The sequence below is a fragment of the Gardnerella sp. 2492 genome (genome assembly GCF_050320365.1).
Lineage (GTDB): Bacteria > Actinomycetota > Actinomycetes > Actinomycetales > Bifidobacteriaceae > Bifidobacterium.
Window position 1 is genome coordinate 961670 of record NZ_CP186952.1, and the last position, 19502, is coordinate 981171.

General features: G+C 37.7%; 15 protein-coding genes. 13 read left to right on the top strand and 2 right to left on the bottom strand.

Annotation, left to right across the window (positions count from 1 at the left end; translation table 11 throughout):
- The first annotated feature begins 191 nt into the window (after positions 1 to 191).
- From dnaN to ACPFYS_RS03825, 6 genes are all read left to right on the top strand, one after another.
- Positions 192 to 1316: a DNA polymerase III subunit beta gene (dnaN, locus tag ACPFYS_RS03800; protein ID WP_427876007.1), complete on the top strand. Its 1125-nt coding sequence runs from the start codon at positions 192 to 194 to the stop codon at positions 1314 to 1316.
- A 108-nt stretch (positions 1317 to 1424) separates the two neighbouring features.
- Entirely contained in the window at positions 1425 to 2702 is a 1278-nt protein-coding gene (recF, locus tag ACPFYS_RS03805) for a DNA replication/repair protein RecF (protein ID WP_427876009.1), read from the top strand.
- Positions 2699 to 3163, top strand: a complete 465-nt coding sequence (locus ACPFYS_RS03810) for a DUF721 domain-containing protein (RefSeq protein WP_427876011.1) — start codon at positions 2699 to 2701, stop codon at positions 3161 to 3163. The genes recF and ACPFYS_RS03810 overlap by 4 nt, the downstream gene beginning before the upstream one ends.
- Before the next feature lie 207 nt (positions 3164 to 3370).
- Positions 3371 to 5446: a DNA topoisomerase (ATP-hydrolyzing) subunit B gene (gene gyrB / locus ACPFYS_RS03815; protein ID WP_427876013.1), complete on the top strand. Its 2076-nt coding sequence runs from the start codon at positions 3371 to 3373 to the stop codon at positions 5444 to 5446.
- A 67-nt stretch (positions 5447 to 5513) separates the two neighbouring features.
- Entirely contained in the window at positions 5514 to 8168 is a 2655-nt protein-coding gene (gene gyrA, locus ACPFYS_RS03820) for a DNA gyrase subunit A (RefSeq protein WP_427876015.1), read from the top strand.
- Positions 8169 to 8498: 330 nt separating this feature from the next.
- Positions 8499 to 8984, top strand: coding sequence for a DUF3566 domain-containing protein (locus ACPFYS_RS03825; protein ID WP_427877648.1), 486 nt, complete (start codon positions 8499 to 8501; stop codon positions 8982 to 8984).
- Between the two features lie 123 nt (positions 8985 to 9107).
- On the opposite strand, the gene mscL is transcribed toward ACPFYS_RS03825, so the two are convergent.
- Together mscL and ACPFYS_RS03835 are read right to left on the bottom strand one after the other, a co-directional pair.
- Positions 9108 to 9524, bottom strand: a complete 417-nt coding sequence (gene mscL / locus ACPFYS_RS03830) for a large conductance mechanosensitive channel protein MscL (RefSeq protein ID WP_427876017.1) — start codon at positions 9522 to 9524, stop codon at positions 9108 to 9110.
- A gap of 41 nt (positions 9525 to 9565) precedes the next feature.
- On the bottom strand, positions 9566 to 10243 hold the full coding sequence (locus ACPFYS_RS03835; protein WP_427876019.1) for a phosphatase PAP2 family protein: 678 nt from the start codon (positions 10241 to 10243) through the stop codon (positions 9566 to 9568).
- A 174-nt stretch (positions 10244 to 10417) separates the two neighbouring features.
- Here ACPFYS_RS03835 and ACPFYS_RS03840 point away from each other — a divergent pair, with 174 nt between their 5' ends.
- The 7 genes from ACPFYS_RS03840 to pknB are packed head-to-tail and all read left to right on the top strand — an operon-like array spanning position 10418 to position 19447.
- Positions 10418 to 11119 carry an FhaA domain-containing protein gene (locus ACPFYS_RS03840; RefSeq protein ID WP_427876021.1) on the top strand — a complete coding sequence of 234 codons (702 nt, stop codon included), beginning with the start codon at positions 10418 to 10420 and terminating at the stop codon, positions 11117 to 11119.
- A 31-nt stretch (positions 11120 to 11150) separates the two neighbouring features.
- Positions 11151 to 11708: an FHA domain-containing protein FhaB/FipA gene (locus ACPFYS_RS03845; RefSeq protein WP_427876023.1), complete on the top strand. Its 558-nt coding sequence runs from the start codon at positions 11151 to 11153 to the stop codon at positions 11706 to 11708.
- A gap of 4 nt (positions 11709 to 11712) precedes the next feature.
- Positions 11713 to 13398, top strand: coding sequence for a PP2C family protein-serine/threonine phosphatase (locus ACPFYS_RS03850; protein ID WP_427876025.1), 1686 nt, complete (start codon positions 11713 to 11715; stop codon positions 13396 to 13398).
- Complete coding sequence (locus tag ACPFYS_RS03855) at positions 13395 to 14951, top strand: FtsW/RodA/SpoVE family cell cycle protein (protein WP_427876027.1); 1557 nt, start codon at positions 13395 to 13397, stop codon at positions 14949 to 14951. The genes ACPFYS_RS03850 and ACPFYS_RS03855 overlap by 4 nt, the downstream gene beginning before the upstream one ends.
- The gene (locus ACPFYS_RS03860; protein ID WP_427876029.1) at positions 14944 to 16410 is read left to right on the top strand and encodes a peptidoglycan D,D-transpeptidase FtsI family protein; all 1467 of its coding nucleotides are present in this window, start codon (positions 14944 to 14946) and stop codon (positions 16408 to 16410) included. The genes ACPFYS_RS03855 and ACPFYS_RS03860 overlap by 8 nt, the downstream gene beginning before the upstream one ends.
- Complete coding sequence (locus ACPFYS_RS03865; RefSeq protein WP_427876031.1) at positions 16407 to 17372, top strand: serine/threonine-protein kinase; 966 nt, start codon at positions 16407 to 16409, stop codon at positions 17370 to 17372. Before ACPFYS_RS03860 ends, ACPFYS_RS03865 begins: the two co-directional genes overlap by 4 nt.
- Entirely contained in the window at positions 17369 to 19447 is a 2079-nt protein-coding gene (pknB, locus tag ACPFYS_RS03870) for a Stk1 family PASTA domain-containing Ser/Thr kinase (protein ID WP_427876033.1), read from the top strand. Before ACPFYS_RS03865 ends, pknB begins: the two co-directional genes overlap by 4 nt.
- Positions 19448 to 19502: the final 55 nt, after the last annotated feature.

Sequence of the window (19502 nt, forward strand, 5' to 3'; positions counted from 1 at the left end):
TGTGCATAACGTTGTTATTAAAAGCTTTTTTCGAGTTATCCACATACTCACAGTGCTTATTACTACTATTATTTTTATTTTTTAAATAATAATGCTCATAAAAATAAGTTACGAAAATCTGAAAAAGAAAGAAGCATTTAAAGTAGCCCTTACGATAAGATAAATTCAGAAATATTACGAAACGAGGAAGCATGAAAGTAGAAGTTAACTCTGCATCACTTGCTGATGCAGTAGCTTGGACTACAAGAGTTATTGATAATCGTCCTGCAAATCCGATTCTTGCAGGTCTTAAAATTGAAGCAAAAGATGGTTCACTTCAACTTTCTGCTTTTAACTACCAAATTTCTAGTCGTCACCATATTGAAGCTGGCGTAGAAGAAGCAGGTAGTGTACTCGTTTTAGGTAGATTAATGGCAGATATTACTAAATCTTTACCTAACGAAAAAACTTGCTTAACTAGCAACGAAACTACTCTTACTATTACTTCAGGAAAATCAACTTTTACACTGCAATTAATGCCACAAGGGGAGTACCCAGATTTGCCTGAAATTCCTGAAACATTAGGAAAAGTTGATGCTCCAACATTTATTCAGGCTGTAAATCAGGCATCTGTTTCTATTTCTCATGAAGAAAATCGTCCTGTATTAACAGGAATTCGTATGCAATTTGAAGATGACACGGTTATTATGACATCAACTGATCGCTTCAGATTATCTCGATCAACTTTCACTTGGAGTCCTGAACAAAATAATATTCAGTCAACAACTCTTGTTAAAGGTACTTTACTTCGTGATATTGCCCGTTCTTTTGATGAACATCAAAACGTTACTCTTCACTTAAACAGTGAAAATCCTTCATTACTAGGTTTTGAAAATGCTGGAAGAACAAGTACTTCACAACTTATTGATGGAGAATTTCCTACTGTTGATCGTCTTTTTATTGATGATTATCCAATACATGCTGTTATTAATAGATCTACACTTATTAATGCTATTAAACGTGTTTCTTTAGTTGCAGAGAAGAGTGCTCCAATTCGCATGACTTTTTCTGGAAATGAATTAGCACTTAGCGCTGGTAATGTAGACGAATCTCAAGCGCATGAAATTCTCGATATTGATATGGATGGAGAAGATATTACTGTTGCATTTAATCCTACATATCTTATTGAAGGTTTAAGTGCAATTAGTGAGCCTTACGTTCATATGAAAATGGTTACTGCTGTAAAGCCTGTAGAATTTAATGGTCAACAGGAAAGTGATGGCGATGAATCAATGAATTATCGTTATCTTTTAGTTCCTATGCGCTTAAACAGTTGATTTTTATAAAAATTACTATATTTTTCTTGGTTTTACTTAAATTTTAGGTAAAACCAAGAAAATTGGTAGACTTTTTATTTAATTTTATATTTTCAAAGAAAGTAAACAATGTATATTTCGCGACTTGCTTTAGATCATTTTCGCTCGTGGAATAATTGTTTACTTCACTGCGAAAATGGAATTAATATTTTATATGGAAAAAATGGTTTTGGAAAAACCAATATTGTAGAAGCTATTGAAGTACTTTCTACGGGAACTAGTCACAGAGTATCTTCAGTTTTGCCTCTTATTGAAAGAGAAAAAACTTCTGCAACTATTCGATGCAATCTTTATAAAGATAGTAATAGCAGTGAAAATACAACTTTAGAAGTTACTTTATTTGCAAGAGGAGCTAACAGAGCAAGAATTAATGAAGGAAAATCCTGCTATATGCGAGATATTCTTGGAAAGCTACTATCTGTTTCTTTTACTCCGCAAGATCAATCAATTATTATGGGAGATCCTTCTTCAAGACGTAACTTTATTAATCAAGCAGGAATATTATTAATACCTAATTATGCTAAATATTTGCAAGAATACGTTCATACAGCACAACAGCGTGCAGCTTGCTTAAAAAATATTAAAGAAAATAATATTCAAGAAAAGCAGTTATATCTTTCTACTCTTGAAATTTGGACAGGAAAACTTATAGAAACTGGAATAGTTTTAACTAGACTTCGCAACAAAACTATTAATCTACTTAAACCTTATTTTTCTGAAATAGTTCACAATCTTTCTGAAGGACAGAATTCTGATATTTCTTATAAACCTTCATTTGAAGAATTAGATTTAAATAGTAATTCTGAAAACATGCTAGCAAATACTCTTATTAGCGAGCATTTTCAGCGCTTGTATTTAGGTGAAGTTGCAAGAGGATACAATCTTATAGGCCCTCATCGTGATGATTTTATTATTACTTTAGATAATCTTCCTGCTAAAGAATTTGCTTCAAACGGTGAATCTTGGACACTTGCTCTTGCTTTAAAAATGGCTTTACTTAAAGCTTTAGAAGATTCTTATAATAATAAGCCAATAATTATTTTAGATGATGTTTTTGCTCAGCTTGATGAAAGCAGAAGAGAACAAATTCTTGATTTTGCTACTAAACAAGGTCAAGTTTTTATTACTACAACTTCTTTACGAGATATTCCAGAAAGTAGAATATTAGATAAAGCTAATTTAGTTGATATTTCTTCTCTTAAAAAAGAAAATAATTTTGATGATGATGAAAATATTAAAATAGCTAAAAATATTGCTCAGTTGCGTAATAATATTAACTACAGTTTGGATGATGAAAATCTTGAACAAGAACAAGATAGTAGTAGTTGTGAAAGTAGTGTGTTATGAACATTCCTGCGTATAAATTATTACATCTTGATACTAGAAAATTACCTGCAATTGTTTTTGAACCAATTTTTGCAAAATCTACTAGAGATATTAATAGGGAAAATATTGCTGAAGAAGCTTTTGAAAACTTTGGAAAGCCTGGAAGAGATCCGAATAATTTTATTAGTATTCTTCAAGTTTTTGCAACAAATAACAAGTGGAATCAGCAGTTAGATATAGCAAAACTAAGATCATCTTGGAATAGTGTAGTGGGGGATGGGATTGCTAATCATTGCGAAATTGCGCAAATAAGAGATGGAATACTTTATATTAGAACGCAGTCTGCAGTTTGGTCTACTCAACTTTCTTACTTACTTCCTTCTTTAAAAGAAAAAATATCTAAAGAATTACCGAATATTTTTATTAGTGAAATTAGAGTTATTGGTCCGACGACTACAAAACTAGGCTCTTGGAAACGATAATTTTACGAAAAATCAAGTAATTTTACGCAAAATTATTAAAAAATAATCGAAATTAAATAATGCCTCTTATTAAAGAGCGGTCATTATGTGTGTGTAGAATGTCATGTATTGTAGTTCAATCGCTATAAGAGCCTTTTTTGTGCTTTCTAGCGTGTATCAACCTCGTAAATGCCTCTTGGCATGAGGTAATACGGGAAGGGATCGAAAGTGTCAAACACTGAAGATGATTCGATGAAGAGTACTGTTGAAGAACATAAACTTGATGATGCTCAACTTGATGATTCATTAGCTCCTGAACATTATGATGCAAGTGATCTTCGAGTACTCGAAGGTTTAGAGGCAGTTCGTATTCGTCCAGGTATGTACATTGGTTCAACAGGCCCTAGAGGATTGCATCACTTAGTGTACGAAATTGTTGACAATTCCGTTGATGAAGCTTTAGCTGGATACGCTTCTCATATTGAAGTTACTATTCTTCCAGATAATGCTATTAAAGTTGTTGATGATGGACGTGGTATTCCAGTAGATGAAGTTCCAGGTGAAGGTGTTTCAGGTGTTGAAACAGTTATGACTAAGCTTCATGCTGGTGGTAAGTTTGGTGGCGGCGGTTACGCTGTTTCAGGTGGCTTGCATGGAGTTGGTATTTCCGTTGTTAATGCACTTTCTACAAGAGTAGAAATTGAAGTTCGTCGTCAAGGATTCCACTGGACTCAAACTTATGTAGATCAGCATCCTACAGCTCCTTTAGCAAAAGGTAAGCCAATGGAAGAAGGGGAATCTACTGGTACATCTGTAACATTCTGGCCGGATGGCGCAATTTTTGAAACAACTATTTATGATTTTGAAACCTTGCGTTCTCGTTTCCAACAGATGGCTTTCTTAAATAAAGGTTTGAAGATTTCTTTAACCGATTTACGTAAGCCAGATGAAGCTGGGGATGAGGTTGCTGGAGATTCTGAATCTTCTAGTGAAGAAAAGCATAGAAGCGTGAGTTATCAGTATGAGCATGGTATTAAAGACTATGTTGATTACTTGGTTAAATCACGAAAAGCTGTTCCAGTAGAGCCAGATGTTATTGATTTTGAGGCTGAAGATCTTGAAATTGGTATTTCTGCGGAAATTGCTATGCAATGGACTGTTGCTTATTCGGAAGCAGTTCACACTTTTGCTAATACTATTTCAACTACTGAAGGTGGTACTCACGAAGAAGGTTTCCGTGCAGCACTTACCTCTTTAGTTAATCGTTACGCTCGCGAAAAGAATATCTTAAAAGAAAAAGATACTAATCTTTCTGGTGATGACGTTCGCGAAGGCTTAACAGCAGTTGTTTCAGTAAAGCTTACAACTCCACAGTTTGAAGGTCAGACTAAAACAAAGCTTGGCAATTCTGAAGCTAAGACTTTTGTGCAGAGAGTTATGACTGAAAAACTTGGTGACTGGCTTGATGCTCATCCAAGTGAAGCAAAAAATATTATTCAAAAAGCTATGGAAGCTTCTCGTGCTCGACTTGCTGCTAAAAAAGCTCGCGAAAATACTCGTCGTAAGTCTATTTTTGAAACTGCTGGCATGCCAGATAAGTTGAAAGATTGCCAGTCAAGTAATCCTGAAGAATGCGAATTATTCATAGTCGAGGGTGATTCTGCAGGTGGCTCAGCAATTCAAGGTCGTGATCCTATTACGCAAGCTATTTTGCCTTTGCGCGGTAAGATTTTGAACACTGAGCGCGCTTCAATCGATAGAATGATGAAGTCTGAAACTATTGAATCTTTGATTACTGCTGTTGGTGGCGGTTATGGTGAAGACTTCGATTTAAGCAAGGTTCGATATCACAAAGTTATTATTATGGCTGATGCTGATGTTGATGGTGCTCATATTGCTACTTTGAATTTGACACTATTCTTCCGTTATATGCGTCCTATGATTACAGCCGGATACGTTTATGTTGCTATGCCTCCTCTTTACCGTTTGAAGTGGAGTAAGGGAGCACATGACTTTGTTTATACGGATGCTGAGCGAGACAGAGTTTTGGCAGAAGGTAAAGCTGCTGGTCGTCAACTTCCTAAAGGTGAAGGTATTCAGCGATATAAGGGCTTGGGTGAGATGAGCTATCAGGAGCTGTGGGAAACAACTATGGATCCTGAACATCGTATTTTGAAGCAAATTCATATTGAAGATGCTGCTCGTGCCGATGAAACATTCTCCATGCTTATGGGCGATGAAGTAGAGCCTCGTAGACTCTTCATTCAAAGAAATGCTCATGATGCAAGGTTTATTGATGCCTAAAACTTAACAATATTAATAATTGTTAGTTGCTAAAAATACTTAAATATAGTAAGAAAAAGGAATTACATTGGTAGATGAAATTAATTCCGTCAATAATGATGGTGAAGAGCAGCTGCCGGACGGATCAATGGAGCCTCAAAGCCCGCAGGAAGCAGATAATACTGATTATGGCTTAATGAAGGGTGCTCGTGTAAAGCATATGGATTTGCAGCAGGAAATGCGCGAATCATATCTTGCTTATGCACTTTCCGTTATTGTTGAGCGTGCTTTGCCAGATGTTCGAGATGGTTTAAAGCCTGTTCATCGCCGCGTTATTTACGCTATGTATGACGGTGGTTATAGGCCTGATCGCGGATATAACAAGTGCTCTCGCGTTGTTGGCGATGTTATGGGTAAGTATCACCCTCATGGTGATTCTGCTATCTATGACACTTTGGTGCGTATGGCTCAGTCTTGGTCAATGCGCTATATGCTTGTTGATGGTCAAGGAAACTTTGGTTCCCCAGGAGACGATCCTGCAGCAGCAATGCGTTATACGGAATGTCGTATGGCACCTTTGGCTATGGAAATGGTACGAGATATTGATAAAGATACCGTTGATTTCCTGCCAAATTATGATGGTAAAACTCAAGAGCCTACTGTTTTGCCAGCTCGTTTCCCAAATCTTTTAGTTAATGGTTCTGCTGGTATTGCTGTTGGTATGGCAACCAATATTCCACCTCATAATATGCGTGAAGTGGCTGATGGTGTGCACTGGGCTTTGGATCATCCTGATGCAAGCAAAGAAGAACTTCTTGAAGCTTTAATTCAGAGAATTAAAGGACCTGATTTTCCTACTGGAGCAACCATTTTAGGTCACAAAGGAATTGAGCAAGCGTACCGTACAGGTCGCGGCTTAATTACAATGCGAGCAGTAGTTAATACTGAGGAAATTAAGGGACGTATGTGCTTGGTTGTTACCGAGCTTCCATACCAAGTTAATCCTGATCGTTTAGCTGCTTCTATTAGGGAAGCTGTACGAGATGGCAAGATTCAAGGCATTGCAGATATGCGCGATGAAACGTCTGGTCGTACTGGTCAGCGTTTGGTTCTTGTTCTTAAAAGAGATGCTGTTCCAAAAGTTGTTTTAAATAACTTGTATAAGCATTCGCAATTGCAGCAAACTTTCGGCGCAAATATGCTTGCTTTGGTTGATGGCGTTCCTAGAACTTTGAGCTTGGATGCGTTTATTCGTCATTGGGTAACTCATCAGCTTGAAGTAATTGATCGTCGTACTCGTTATTTAAAGCGTGAGGCTGAAGAGCGAGATCATATTTTGCAAGGCTATTTGAAAGCTTTGGATATGATCGATGAAGTTGTTGCTTTAATTCGTTCATCTAAAGATGTTGATACTGCTCGCACTGGTTTGATGAATTTGCTTGATGTTGATGATGTTCAAGCAGATGCTATTCTTGCAATGCAGCTTCGTAGACTTGCAGCTTTGGAACGTCAGAAGATTCTCGACGAGCATGAAGATTTGATGCGCAAGATTGCTGATTATAACGATATTTTGGCAAGCCCAGAACGCCAACGTAAAATTGTTGGCGATGAACTTGATGAAATTGTTGCTAAATATGGTGATGAGCGTAGAACTAAGATTCTTCCATTCTCTGGTGAAATGAATGTTGAAGATCTTATTGCTGAAGAAAACGTTGTTGTTACCGTAACTCGCGCAGGTTATATTAAGCGTACTAAAGCAGACGAGTATCGTGCTCAGCATCGCGGTGGTAAAGGAATTAAGGGAGCAAAGCTTCGTGAAGATGATGTAGTTGATCACTTCTTCTTAACTTCTACACACAATTGGTTGTTGTTCTTCACTAATCGTGGTCGAGTTTACCGTCTGAAAGCTTACGAACTTCCAGAAGGATCTCGCGATTCTAAAGGTCAGCATGTTGCTAATTTGCTTCAGTTTACTCCTGGAGAAACAATTCAAGCAGTGTTATCAATTCCAAATTATGATGTTGCTAAATATTTGGTTTTGGCAACTCGTTCTGGAAAAGTTAAGAAAACTGCTTTACAAGAATATGATTCTCCACGTCAAGGCGGTTTGATTGCAGTACGCTTGATGGCAAACGAAGAAACAGGTGAACCTGCTGATGAACTTATTGGTGCAGCTTTATGCAATTCAGAAGATGACATTATTCTTGTTTCTAAGCTTGGAATGAGTTTGAAGTTTAGAGCAGATGATGAACAACTTCGACCAATGGGTCGTCAAACTGCAGGCGTACAAGGCATGCGGTTTAGAGATGGCGACGAATTGCTTGATATGGATGTTGTTTCTGCTGAAACAAGCAAAGATCTTCTCGTTGTTACTAATGAAGGTTTTGCTAAGAGAACTGCCATTGAAGAGTATCGTTTGCAAGGAAGAAACGGCTATGGTGTTAAAGCTGTTCAACTTGCAGAAGGTCGCGGCTCATTAGTTGGAGCTTTGATTGTTGAAGAAACAGATCAAGTAATGGCAATTATGAAGTCCGGTAAAGTAATTCGCTCTGACGTTAATGAAGTGAAGCGTACAGGTAGAACTACTCAAGGCGTGACTTTAGCTAAGCCAGATAAGGGTGATGAAATTATTTCTATCGCTCGTAACGAAGAAACAACTGATGATATTTCTGAATCTGAAAATAATGATTCTACAGAATCAGTTACGGAATCTGTAGAAGCTAGTAATAATTCAGTAGCTTAAATAAAATCAGTTTTAAATAAAATAATAAAAATTAAATAATTTAATGAGAGTATTAGTAAAAACAAGTGGTTTATAGTCCGTTTTTACTGATACTCTCATTGATATAAACAAACGTGGTATAACCTACAAAATAGAAGGAATATCGAGATGAGTGAGAATTTTGAGCCATTGAGTAACTCAACTAACGAGAGTAATTCTTCAGTGTTTCCTCATCGTGAAGAATCTGGTTCTTCCTCAGAATATAATTTTCCTTCTGCTAGAGTAGAAATGACAGAAGAAGAAGCAGATAGAGCGTCTGCAGCAGGGTTGAGAGTATCACCATTTAGTGATATAAGATCATCATCTTATTCATCTTCTGCTCGAGTAGCTAATAGTACTCCTAGAACAGTTGGAGGTATGGCTTCAACTACTTCTGGAATAGAAAATAATTCTCACCGTTCTAAGACTCATCCTCGTGCTAGAAGAATGAGTTTGTCACTTGTTAAAGTAGATGCCTGGTCTGTTGCAAAAGTAACTTTCCTTCTAAGTGTTGCAGGAGGAATTATTCAAGTTATAGCATCCGGATTAGTTTGGTTGTTCCTGAATATGGTTGGTGTTTTCGACCAAGTTACGCAAATTGTTTCTTCAACAGGTCTTGATAGTAATGGTCTTAATCTTGCGGATGTTTTCTCACTTCCAACTGTGCTTAGTGCTGTAACTATTTTGTCTATCGTAGAAATAGTTATTATTACTATTCTTTCTGCTATTACTGCACTTCTATATAACGTTGTTGGTGCTCTTGTTGGTGGTATCCACGTAACTTTAGGTGATGATTAATATCTTCACTAATTAATTTTCATGTAATCATCAGTGTATTACATGGTTATAAAATAGCCCCGCTTACCATTTTAAGTGGGGCTTTATTTTGCTTAAAATATTTTATTTCAAACTTTTATGAGTTTACTTTTCTTTTTTAACTAACTCATCTCTAATTTCTTGCAAAAGAATAATAGTTTTTTCTTCACGCTCTTTACGTTTTTCTTCATCAGTTTTTTCTTGACCAATTTGAAGAAGATTAGCGCTTACTTCTCTTAATTTGTTAATTGGTAAAACAATGAAGAAGTATACGGAAGCTCCTACTATAAGAAAATTTAATATGGCACCAAGAACAGCTCCGAAAGAAATTGTTGCGCCATTAATGGTTATAGTTAATACTCCATTAAGTTCCGTTTTTCCGCAGATTATTGCTATAAGAGGGTTAATAATATGTTTTACTATTGCTGTTACTACGGAAGTAACTGCACTACCCATAACAACACCGACAGCCATATCAATAACGCTGCCTCTTGAAATAAATTTTTTAAATCCTTTAATCACAATTACTTCTTTCTAATAAATATATGAGATTTCGCAATCTGTTAGTTTTCATTAGATATGTATAAACCGTGATTTTGGAATACTTTCAGTAAAGTTGCAGAAAGAAGAGGATAAATAATTGCTGCTGCTAAAACGTCAGTAGGGAAGTGAGCTGCAACAATAAGTCTAGAAATTGCCACGATGATAACAACAACACCGCACAAAATAAGCATAATTTGCGTAAGTTTAGGCTTAACAACATAAATAATTAGCATAAGCATTGTGCATACTGCAACTGCTGCAGAAGTGTGACCACTTGGGAAACTAGGATCAGGAGGTAATTTCAAAGACAATCCTATATATGGTCTAGGGCGATGAACAGCAAACTTAACTGCAAAAATATAAACCATAGGTAGCAGAGAAATAAGAAGCTGTATTAAAAGTACATGCCAGTCTCTAATAAGAATATAAGAGAGAATTGCTAACAAAATTATTAATACTATGCAACCTTTTGTAGAAAAAACAGTTGCAAGAATATTAGAAAAACCTGCTAAAAATGATGGCGAATTCTTATGAAACCAAGAAACTATAGTTGTTTCGTAAGAACGTTCTTCAGGAGAAACAAGTAAACTCTTACCAATACATGGAACGCATACTGCAAGAATAAGCGTTATTGAAGTTGTCATATTTCTGAGTAGTGAAAAACGTGCATCGCCGCTATTTTGAGTATTATTCGTCATACTTTTAAGAGTACACTCAAGAGTACACTCAAATCACGTAAAATCACAGAAAAATGAATAGTTTTGATAAACTATTAATGCAATATTGTAACTGTAGTAAAATAAGAAACTTACATGAGTTGAATACCGTACGCGGTGACGAGTACTATGATGAACAGATAGAAAGGGTTTATCATGAGCGTGTTTGACCGATTTGAGAAGAGCGTGGAAGGTGCAATGAACGGCGTCTTCGCAAAATTCGGCTCCAAAGATTTGCAGCCAGTTGATCTTTCCAGCGCGTTGGAAAGAGAAATTGATGCTGAAGCTATGCCGATTGGTAGAGATCATACTGTTGCTCCTAACGAATACCGTTTTAAGTTGAGTACTCCTGATTTCGATCGTATTGAGCAGTGGGGTAGTGAAGCGTTAGCTAATGAGCTAGCTGATAATTTAACTCAGTACGCAAAAAGTCAGCATTATGCTTTTGTAGGTCCTGTAGTTGTTATTTTTGAGGAAGATTTAGAGCTTACAAAAGGTAATTTCCACTTAACTTCTGAGTCTGTTCAAGGTAATGCGGTTCCTGTTACAACTGACGATCAGTCTCAAAGTCATCCAATGTTGGAAATTAATGGAAATCAGTACTTATTGACTAAAGATCGCACTATTTTAGGACGCGGTTCTGGCTGCGATATTGTTATTGATGATCCTGGTATTTCTAGGCGTCACCTTGGTATTGATATAACTCCTGATGGCGTTATAGCTCGTGATCTTGGATCTACGAATGGCACATACGTAGAAGGTCATCAAGTACCTGCAGCAACACTTCTTGATGGCAATACGATTACTATTGGTCGTACTCGTATTCTTTACTGGGCTTCTTCTCAAGAGCAGGAGTAACTGAAACTTCTCACAAGGAGACGAAGCACCCATGATATTTACTGAATTAACTTTTGCGATACTAAAGTATGGATTTTTAATTCTACTTTGGGTTTTCGTATGGTGTGCCGTTCGATCTTTGCGCAGAGATATCGAAATTTTCAGTCCAAAGAAATCTTTTTCTTGGAAGAAGAAAAATCGTCACTCATCTAAAGCTGTTCCTAATCGTCAGCCTATGCCAGCGCAACCAGTTATCGCACATCCTCCTGTGCCACCTCAGCCAATGGTTCAACAGCGTACTTCTAATACAGTAGAGAGACCTACATTATTGGTTATTATTGATGGTCCTTTAGCTGGATCATCATTCCCGTTGGATGCTGCAGGTGTTACTTTAGGCCGTGCTCCTTCAAATACTGTTGTTCTAAACGATGAGTTTGTTTCTTCGCATCATGCAAGAGTGTATTTCAACCAAACTGTGCAATCCTGGATTCTTGAAGATTTAGGAAGCACAAATGGAACTATGATAGGACACTCTCGTGTAACTGAACCAGTAGTATTAGAGCCTCGTACTTCAGTTCGTATAGGCGCAACAATGTTTGAATTGAGGTGATAATATGACACCAAACGATTCAAACAACAATGATGTTAATTTAGTTAATAATAAAGATTTTATTGCTGATACAACGCTTTTTATGTATGCAACAGCAGTGAGTGATGTTGGTACTGTAAGAAGTAATAATCAAGATTCTGCATTTGCTGGAGAACATCTTGCCGCAATATGTGATGGAATGGGTGGCCATGCAGGCGGCGATACAGCTTCTACTATTGCAATACGCTCATTAGCTCATATTGAGCAAGATTCTCGCCCTAATGATGTAAAAATTGTGTCTTCTATGCTTGAAACTTCAATTATGGCAGCTCACGATGCAATAGTTGGAAAAGCAAAAAGAGAACGCAAACTTGCAGGAATGGGAACTACAGTTACTGCTGTTACTTTAGTACACGGTTACTGGGTTTTAGCTCATTTAGGTGATTCTAGAGCGTATCTTCTTAGAGATAATCATCTTATGCGCATGACATCAGATCACAGTTATGTGCAGCATTTAATTGATACAGGTCATATTACTCCAGAAGAAGCGCGCAATCATCCTCAGCGTAATGTTGTTATGAGAGTTCTTGGTGATTTTGATATTGATCCTCGTCCAGATGTAGCTTTGCGTGCTGCTCATCCTTCAGATCGTTGGCTTTTATGTTCAGATGGTTTATGTGGAGTACTAGAAGATTCAACAATTCAAGAAACTTTGAGTACTATTTCTAATCAAGAAGAGTGCGCGCAAAAGCTAGTTTCAATGGCTTTGAAAGCCGGAAGTACAGATAATGTTACTGCAGTAATAGCGGATGCCACTTTAGCGTTAGACGCAGATGCTTTTGATCTTCCTCACCAAACGCCATTAGTAGGCGGTGCTGCAGGAAAAGATTTAGAAGCAATAGCAGATATTGTTAATAAAGCAGTAGCTTCCACTCCAGAACTTAGAGAAGGTAAAAATTCTCCTGCACAGCGTGCTGCAGCTTTAGCTCAAAACAATGAGTCAGAAAAATCAGATGATGAAAATAAAACTTCTTTATCTCGAATAGTACAACCATCGCATATTAGAGAAGAAGAAGGAGAATTTCATAATACTGATACTAACGAAATACCTATTGTTACTAAGAAAAATGGCAGAATTTCAACTGATCCTAGAGACCCGGATGTTGCTCGCGCTGTAAAACATGAGCAAGATGAGGCTCATAAAGCTAAACGTATTCGTTTACGTTGGACAAGAATTGGTATAACTTTGGCTGTACTAATGTTCTTAGTATTAGCAGCTTTAGGTGGTTACGGTGTATATTTGTGGACACAAACTCAGTATTACATTGGTAAAGATAGTAGCCATGTAGTTATTTATCAGGGTGTTCCTACTAACATTTTTGGTTTTGAACTTTCTCACAAGATTGAAGAAACAAATATTTGTGTTAAAAATCTAGACAAATCTTGGCAAGATCAGCTTAAAGATGGTATTACTTTCGGAAATCTTAAAGAAGCTCGCGGTCATATTAAGCTTATTCGCAAAGAAATGCGTGAGCGTGAGATTGAGAAACGTAAGGAAGAGCAGAAGAAGAATTCTTCTGATACTAATAACACTGCAAATAGTACGAATAGTAACTCTACTAATACTGATCAGCAGAATAATCAGCAGCAGAATAATCAGCAACAGAGTGATCAGCAGAATAACTCTACTCAAGGAGGTAACGCTTCATGAGTATGGTAATAATGCGAATACGTCAAGCTACGCTACTTCTTCTTTCGCTTGTTATTAGTGCAATAGCATTTGTTCAAATGTTCTTCCGAATAGACGGATACATATCTACAAATTACATTGGTATGCTATCTCTCGTAACGCTACTGTTCGTAATATTGTGGGGAGTGTTACTTATAAAGCAGCCGTATTGCAGTCAAGCTATTCTCCCGTGCATGGTGTTACTAACTGCTATTGGCACTGTGATGATTGCTCGCATAGACAGGCAAAACAATACTAATGTAGCTATGAAACAGCTGATATGGGTTTGTGCAGCTCTTGTTCTGACAATCATATTTGTGGCAGTTTTCAACGATTATAGAGTATTAAGACGATTCTCATATATAAGTATGATTATTGGTCTTATACTTTTACTTTCTCCAATGACTCCAGGATTAGGAAAAGAAATTGGTGGAGCTAGAATTTGGATTGGTTTTGGAAGCCACACTATTCAGCCTGGAGAGTTTGCAAAATTATTCTTAGCATTCTTCTTTGCAGCATATTTGTTTAATCATCGAGACAGATTAGCTGTAGGTGGCAAAAAGATATTAGGCTTGCATATGCCTAGAGTCAAAGACATGGGCCCTATTGCAATCGTGTGGGCAGCTTCTATGGCAGTTTTGGTTGTTCAGCATGATTTAGGAACTTCATTAATGTTCTTTGCAATGTTCGTGTCAATGTTGTATGTTTCAACAGGCAGAAAAGGATGGCTTGCAATTGGTTGCGTAGCTTTCGTAATTGGATGTTTAGCTGCAGTAAAACTTTTTGCTCACGTACAGTATCGTGTTGATTCTTGGCTTCACCCGTTTGATCCAGTAGTATATAACCGCTTCCCAGGCGGTTCCGCTCAGATTGTATCAGGTTTATTTGGATTAGCTGCAGGTGGATCAACTGGAACAGGTTTAGGACAAGGTCATCCTGCTCTAACTCCGTTGGCTAATTCTGATTTTATTTATGCATCAATTGGTGAAGAGCTCGGTTTATCTGGTTTACTTGCCGTACTTATGCTTTATTTGATAATTATTTCTTCTGGAATGATTACAGCAATGAAAATTAAAGATGGTTTTGGTAAACTTCTTGCTTCTGGTTTAGTTTTTACTATGGCATTCCAAGTATTTACAGTTGTTGGAGGTATTACGCTTGTAATTCCACTAACTGGCTTAACTATGCCCTATATGGCTGCTGGAGGTTCTTCTCTTGTAGCAAATTATATTCTTGTAGCAATTCTTATAGTTATATCTAATTCTGCTAATAAGCCTGAAGTTAATGTCATGTCTGATACTTTCCAATATGAAGCTTTGGCGGCACTTCGTGAACGTGAGCTTAAAGAAAGAGAAAGTGATAAAGAATCACGTAAGAGTGAAGAACAAATTCCTTTTGAACAATCTTCTTACGAGAATTTTGCAGTAAATAATAACGTAAACTCGTATCCTAACGAGAATGAAAATTTGTTTGAGGAAGAATCGCCTTCAACAAGCACTATGCCAGTAGTGCAAGGAGGTGAGCAAAATGAATAAATGTTTACGTCAACTTTTTACAGCAGTAGTTTTTCTATTTTTAATACTCGGATTATCAACAACTTATATTACTTCTATACATGCAAGTAAGTTGAATGCTGATCCTCGTAATCGTCGTGCTTTATATCACGAATTTGGCGCTCCTAGAGGTGCTATATTAACTTCCGACGGTACAGTTATAGCAAAATCTGAACCTTCAAAAGATGCTTTCGTATATCAAAGAATGTATGCGCAAGGTGAAATATATTCTCCTATTACAGGTTATTTCTCTATAAGTCAGAGAGCAGATAGAGGAATTGAAGCATCAAGAAATGATCTTTTAAGTGGACAATCGGATGCTCTTTTCTTGAAACGAATTAAATCTCTATTTACGGGTGCTGAAGACAAAGGTGCTTCTATCGAAACATCTATTGATTCAAAATTGCAAACTCTTGCATACAATCTTATGAAAGGTAAAGATGGTGCAGTAGTTGCAATAGAACCTAAAACTGGACGTATTCTAGCTATGGTTAGTACGCCAAGTTATGACCCTAGCGAATTAGCGTTACATAATATTGGTAATGTTAATAAAGCTTATGCGCGTTTAACTTCAGATGCTTCAAATCCTATGCTAAATCGTAGCATATCTGAGTTGTATGCTCCTGGATCAGTATTTAAAACAGTAGTTGCAGCTGCAGCTCTTGAATCTGGAAAATATCAGCCGGATACAAAAATACCTGCAGGAGCTAGCTACACTTTACCTGGCACTAAAACGCCTCTTATAAATTCTAATCATCTAGCAAACGGTGTTGATGGTCAAATATCTTTCGAAGATGCGTTAGCGTATTCATCTAACACTGCATTTGCTCAACTTGGTGTTTCTTTAGGGTCGGATGCGATTGTTAAGCAAGCAAAGAAATTTGGTTTCTTTGGATCATTTACATTAGACGGTTCTGATTCTAATAGTCTTCCTATGAGGCCGGTAACGTCTAAATTCTCTATAAAACCTACACCAGATAGATTAGCATTGGAATCTGTTGGACAAGGGGATTCAAAAATTACTCCTCTTCAGGGTGCAATGATCGCTTCAGCAATAGCTAATAAGGGTGTCCTTATGAAACCTACGCTTGTTGATTGCGTTAGAGCAAGCGATTTATCTGCACTTTCACAGACTTCGCCGACTGTTATGGGACAAGTTATGAGCAGTGATACTGCAGAAAAACTTACCGGAATGATGCAAGCTGTAGTAACAAAAGAAAACCCTAATCTTGCGCTAGGTAATATTCGTGTTGCCGTAAAAACAGGTACTGCACAACTCGGTGCTAGAAGCAAAAAAGTAAATGGTTGGGTAATTGGTTTTGCTCCCGCGGAAGATCCTAAAATAGCTATAGCTGTTATAGTGCACAATGCTAATACTTATGGAAGCTATTCTGCTGGACCTATTATGAAACAAATAATGAAGGAGGCGCTTACGAAATGAAACTTGTTGAAGGGCAGTTAGTTCATCACCGTTATCGTCTCGATCAACGTCTAGCTCAAGGCGGTATGGGAGAAGTTTGGAAGGGTTTTGATATACAGCTTGGGCGAATAGTAGCAGTAAAAGCTTTACGAACAGATACGAGTAATGTTGAAGCAAAATTAAGACGTTTACGTGCTGAAGCTCATAATTCAGCAAATTTGGCTCATCCAAATATTGCTGCACTTTTCGACTATTATGAGCATGACGGAATAGGTTTCCTAATAATGGAATATGTTCCGAGCAAGTCTTTAGCTGATTTATACAGAAAAGAAGGTGCTGTAGAACCTACTCGTCTTCTACCGATTCTTATTCAAACAGCCAGAGGACTGTTTGTAGCACACTCACATGGTGTTATTCATCGTGATGTGAAACCAGCTAATATTATGGTTTCTGAAACAGGAAATGTGAAAATAACTGATTTTGGTGTTTCATATTCTAGCGATCAGGAACAGATTACTCAAGATGGAATGGTAGTTGGTACAGCGCAATATATTTCCCCAGAACAAGCTCAAGGTGAGCAGGCTACAGCACAGTCAGATATTTATTCTCTCGGAGTAGTAGCCTACGAGGGTTTGTGCGGACATAGGCCATTTACTGGAGCAACACCTGTTGATATTGCAGCAGCTCATGTAAATGATCCAGTTCCTCCACTTCCGGAAAATATAGATCTTCAGCTTAGACAGTTTGTTATGTCTATGCTCGCTAAAAATCCTGAAGATCGCCCTAAAGATGCTTTAGTGGTTTCAAAAATTTTGGCTCGAATTGAAAGAAGATTGTTGGATCAGCAGACGTTGTTTAATGATAAAACTTCAGTTCTTTCTCTTCCTGGATCTAGATCACTTAGACGTGTAAGAAGCATACCTCAAAATCAAGTTGATATTATTAGCATTTTTAATACCAATAATCGCAAGGAGCAGCAATGAATACCACAATGCCCACTTCGTTAGCGAATGGTCGATACGAATTAGGAGAGCTTATTGGACGTGGAGGCATGGCAGAAGTACGTGTTGCCACAGATAGGCGCTTAGGTCGTACTGTTGCTGTAAAAATCATGCGTTCTGATTTAGCTAATGATGAAATCTTCCTTTCCAGATTCCGCAGGGAAGCACACGCCATTGCACAAATGAATAATCCAAATATCGTAAACATTTACGATTCTGGAGAAGAAACAGTTGTTGTAGACAATGGCACGCAAGAGAGACTTCCATACTTAGTTATGGAGTATGTACAAGGTAAAACTTTACGCGACATTCTTAAAATGAATGGTGCTTTAAACCAACGCGATGCTGAACAAGTTATGATTGGCGTGTTGAATGCTTTAGAGTATTCTCACCGCATGGGCATTATTCACCGTGATATTAAGCCTGGAAATATTATGATTTCCGAACAGGGCATGGTGAAAGTGATGGACTTCGGCATTGCTAGAGCTCTTGATGATTCTGCAACAACTATGACACAGTCACAAGGCGTTGTTGGAACAGCACAGTACTTGTCTCCTGAGCAGGCTCGCGGAGAGCAAGTAGACATGCGTTCCGACTTATATTCTGCCGGTTGTGTGTTGTATGAAATGCTTACAGGACGTCCTCCATTTACTGGTGATTCTGCTGTAGCTATTGCATATCAGCATGTTTCTGAAGTAGCTACACCATTAAGTACTTTGGTACCTGGTCTGCCAGTTATGTGGGATAAGATTTGTGCTAAAGCTATGGCGAAAGATCGTCAAAATCGTTATGCTACTGCAGCTGAATTCAAAAACGATATTTTGGCATTCATGAGTGGGAATGTACCTACCGCAGAGGCTTTTAATCCTCTGAATGATCTTTCTAATATGAATGCAAGGAAGCAGGCTGAACAGACTGCTGCTACTATGGCTTTAAATGGCATAAAAGATGTGTCTGCAACTCAGAGCTTTAATCCTATAACAGGTCAGTTTGATTCTTATAACACTGGTGTAAGTACTCGTGCGGCACAGCGTGCAACAATGCAGGCTCGTAGGCGTAAACGTGTTGTTATAGGTTCAATTGTTGGTGTACTTTCAGCAATACTCGTATTAGCTGGCATAATGTTTATGCTAAGCCGTGCTCGCATGAATGGAGAGGTTACTGTACCAACGTTCAGTAGCACAACTACTAAGGATGCTGCTAGTGAAAAATTGCATGCTCTTGGATTGATTCCAGAAATATTGGATGATAATCAATCTTCTAAACCTGAAGGTGCTTTAACTAAACAGTACCCGAATGGTGGAGAACGAGTAGAAGTAGGTTCAAAGGTTAAACTTTGGTTCTCAGTAGGACCGCAGTCTTCTAGAGTTCCAGATGTTACTGGTAAATCTCAAGACGACGCGAGAAGAATTCTTGAAAAAGCTGGTTTTAAGATAGCAAGCGTACGCGTTGAAGATAGTGCGGAAGTGAAAAAAGATCACGTAACTCGTACTGATCCTGATTCTGACTCGTTTGCAGATAAAGGTACTTCAATTACACTGTACGTTTCTTCTGGAATTATTAAGATTCCTGATAATCTGATCGGACAAAATAAAGATAGTGTAATTAGTCAGCTACAGAATATGGGATTCAACACGAATACTGTAACTGAAGAGTCTGATGATGTTCCAGAAGATTCAGTAATACGTTTAGATCCAGCTTCTGGAAGTTCCGTGAAAGCACATAGTTCTATAACGGTTTATGTGTCTAAAGGTTCTCCAAAAGTAGAAATTCCTCGTATTGCTTTGGGTACTGTAACACTTAAGCAAGCTCGACAAACTCTTGAAGCCAAAGGATTAAGAGTTACGACAGCTGCCATCGCTAATGATGACGATATTGTAATTTCTATGTCAGAAGAAGCTGGAACTAGTGTGAGCAAGGGCACTGCTATTACCCTTGTAACTAAACCAGCAGCAGCGACTGGAAGCAGTAGTACTAGCGGTAGTAGTGGTAGCAGTACTGGTAGTAGTGCTGGAACATCTGATGATTTAGATTCTGATTCTACATCAAAGCAGTAGTAAAGTTCTAAATAATAAGCAGTTCAACTGTTTTAATGAGAATAAGATTAGGCGG

Coding starts and splice junctions, on each gene's coding strand:
- ACPFYS_RS03845 (WP_427876023.1), top strand. CDS start 11,151: ATGATATTTACTGAATTAACTTTTGCGATACTAAAGTATGGATTTTTA.
- ACPFYS_RS03865 (WP_427876031.1), top strand. CDS start 16,407: ATGAAACTTGTTGAAGGGCAGTTAGTTCATCACCGTTATCGTCTCGAT.
- ACPFYS_RS03860 (WP_427876029.1), top strand. CDS start 14,944: ATGAATAAATGTTTACGTCAACTTTTTACAGCAGTAGTTTTTCTATTT.
- recF (WP_427876009.1), top strand. CDS start 1,425: ATGTATATTTCGCGACTTGCTTTAGATCATTTTCGCTCGTGGAATAAT.
- pknB (WP_427876033.1), top strand. CDS start 17,369: ATGAATACCACAATGCCCACTTCGTTAGCGAATGGTCGATACGAATTA.
- dnaN (WP_427876007.1), top strand. CDS start 192: ATGAAAGTAGAAGTTAACTCTGCATCACTTGCTGATGCAGTAGCTTGG.
- ACPFYS_RS03850 (WP_427876025.1), top strand. CDS start 11,713: ATGACACCAAACGATTCAAACAACAATGATGTTAATTTAGTTAATAAT.
- ACPFYS_RS03835 (WP_427876019.1), bottom strand. CDS start 10,243: ATGACGAATAATACTCAAAATAGCGGCGATGCACGTTTTTCACTACTC.
- ACPFYS_RS03810 (WP_427876011.1), top strand. CDS start 2,699: ATGAACATTCCTGCGTATAAATTATTACATCTTGATACTAGAAAATTA.
- ACPFYS_RS03855 (WP_427876027.1), top strand. CDS start 13,395: ATGAGTATGGTAATAATGCGAATACGTCAAGCTACGCTACTTCTTCTT.
- ACPFYS_RS03840 (WP_427876021.1), top strand. CDS start 10,418: ATGAGCGTGTTTGACCGATTTGAGAAGAGCGTGGAAGGTGCAATGAAC.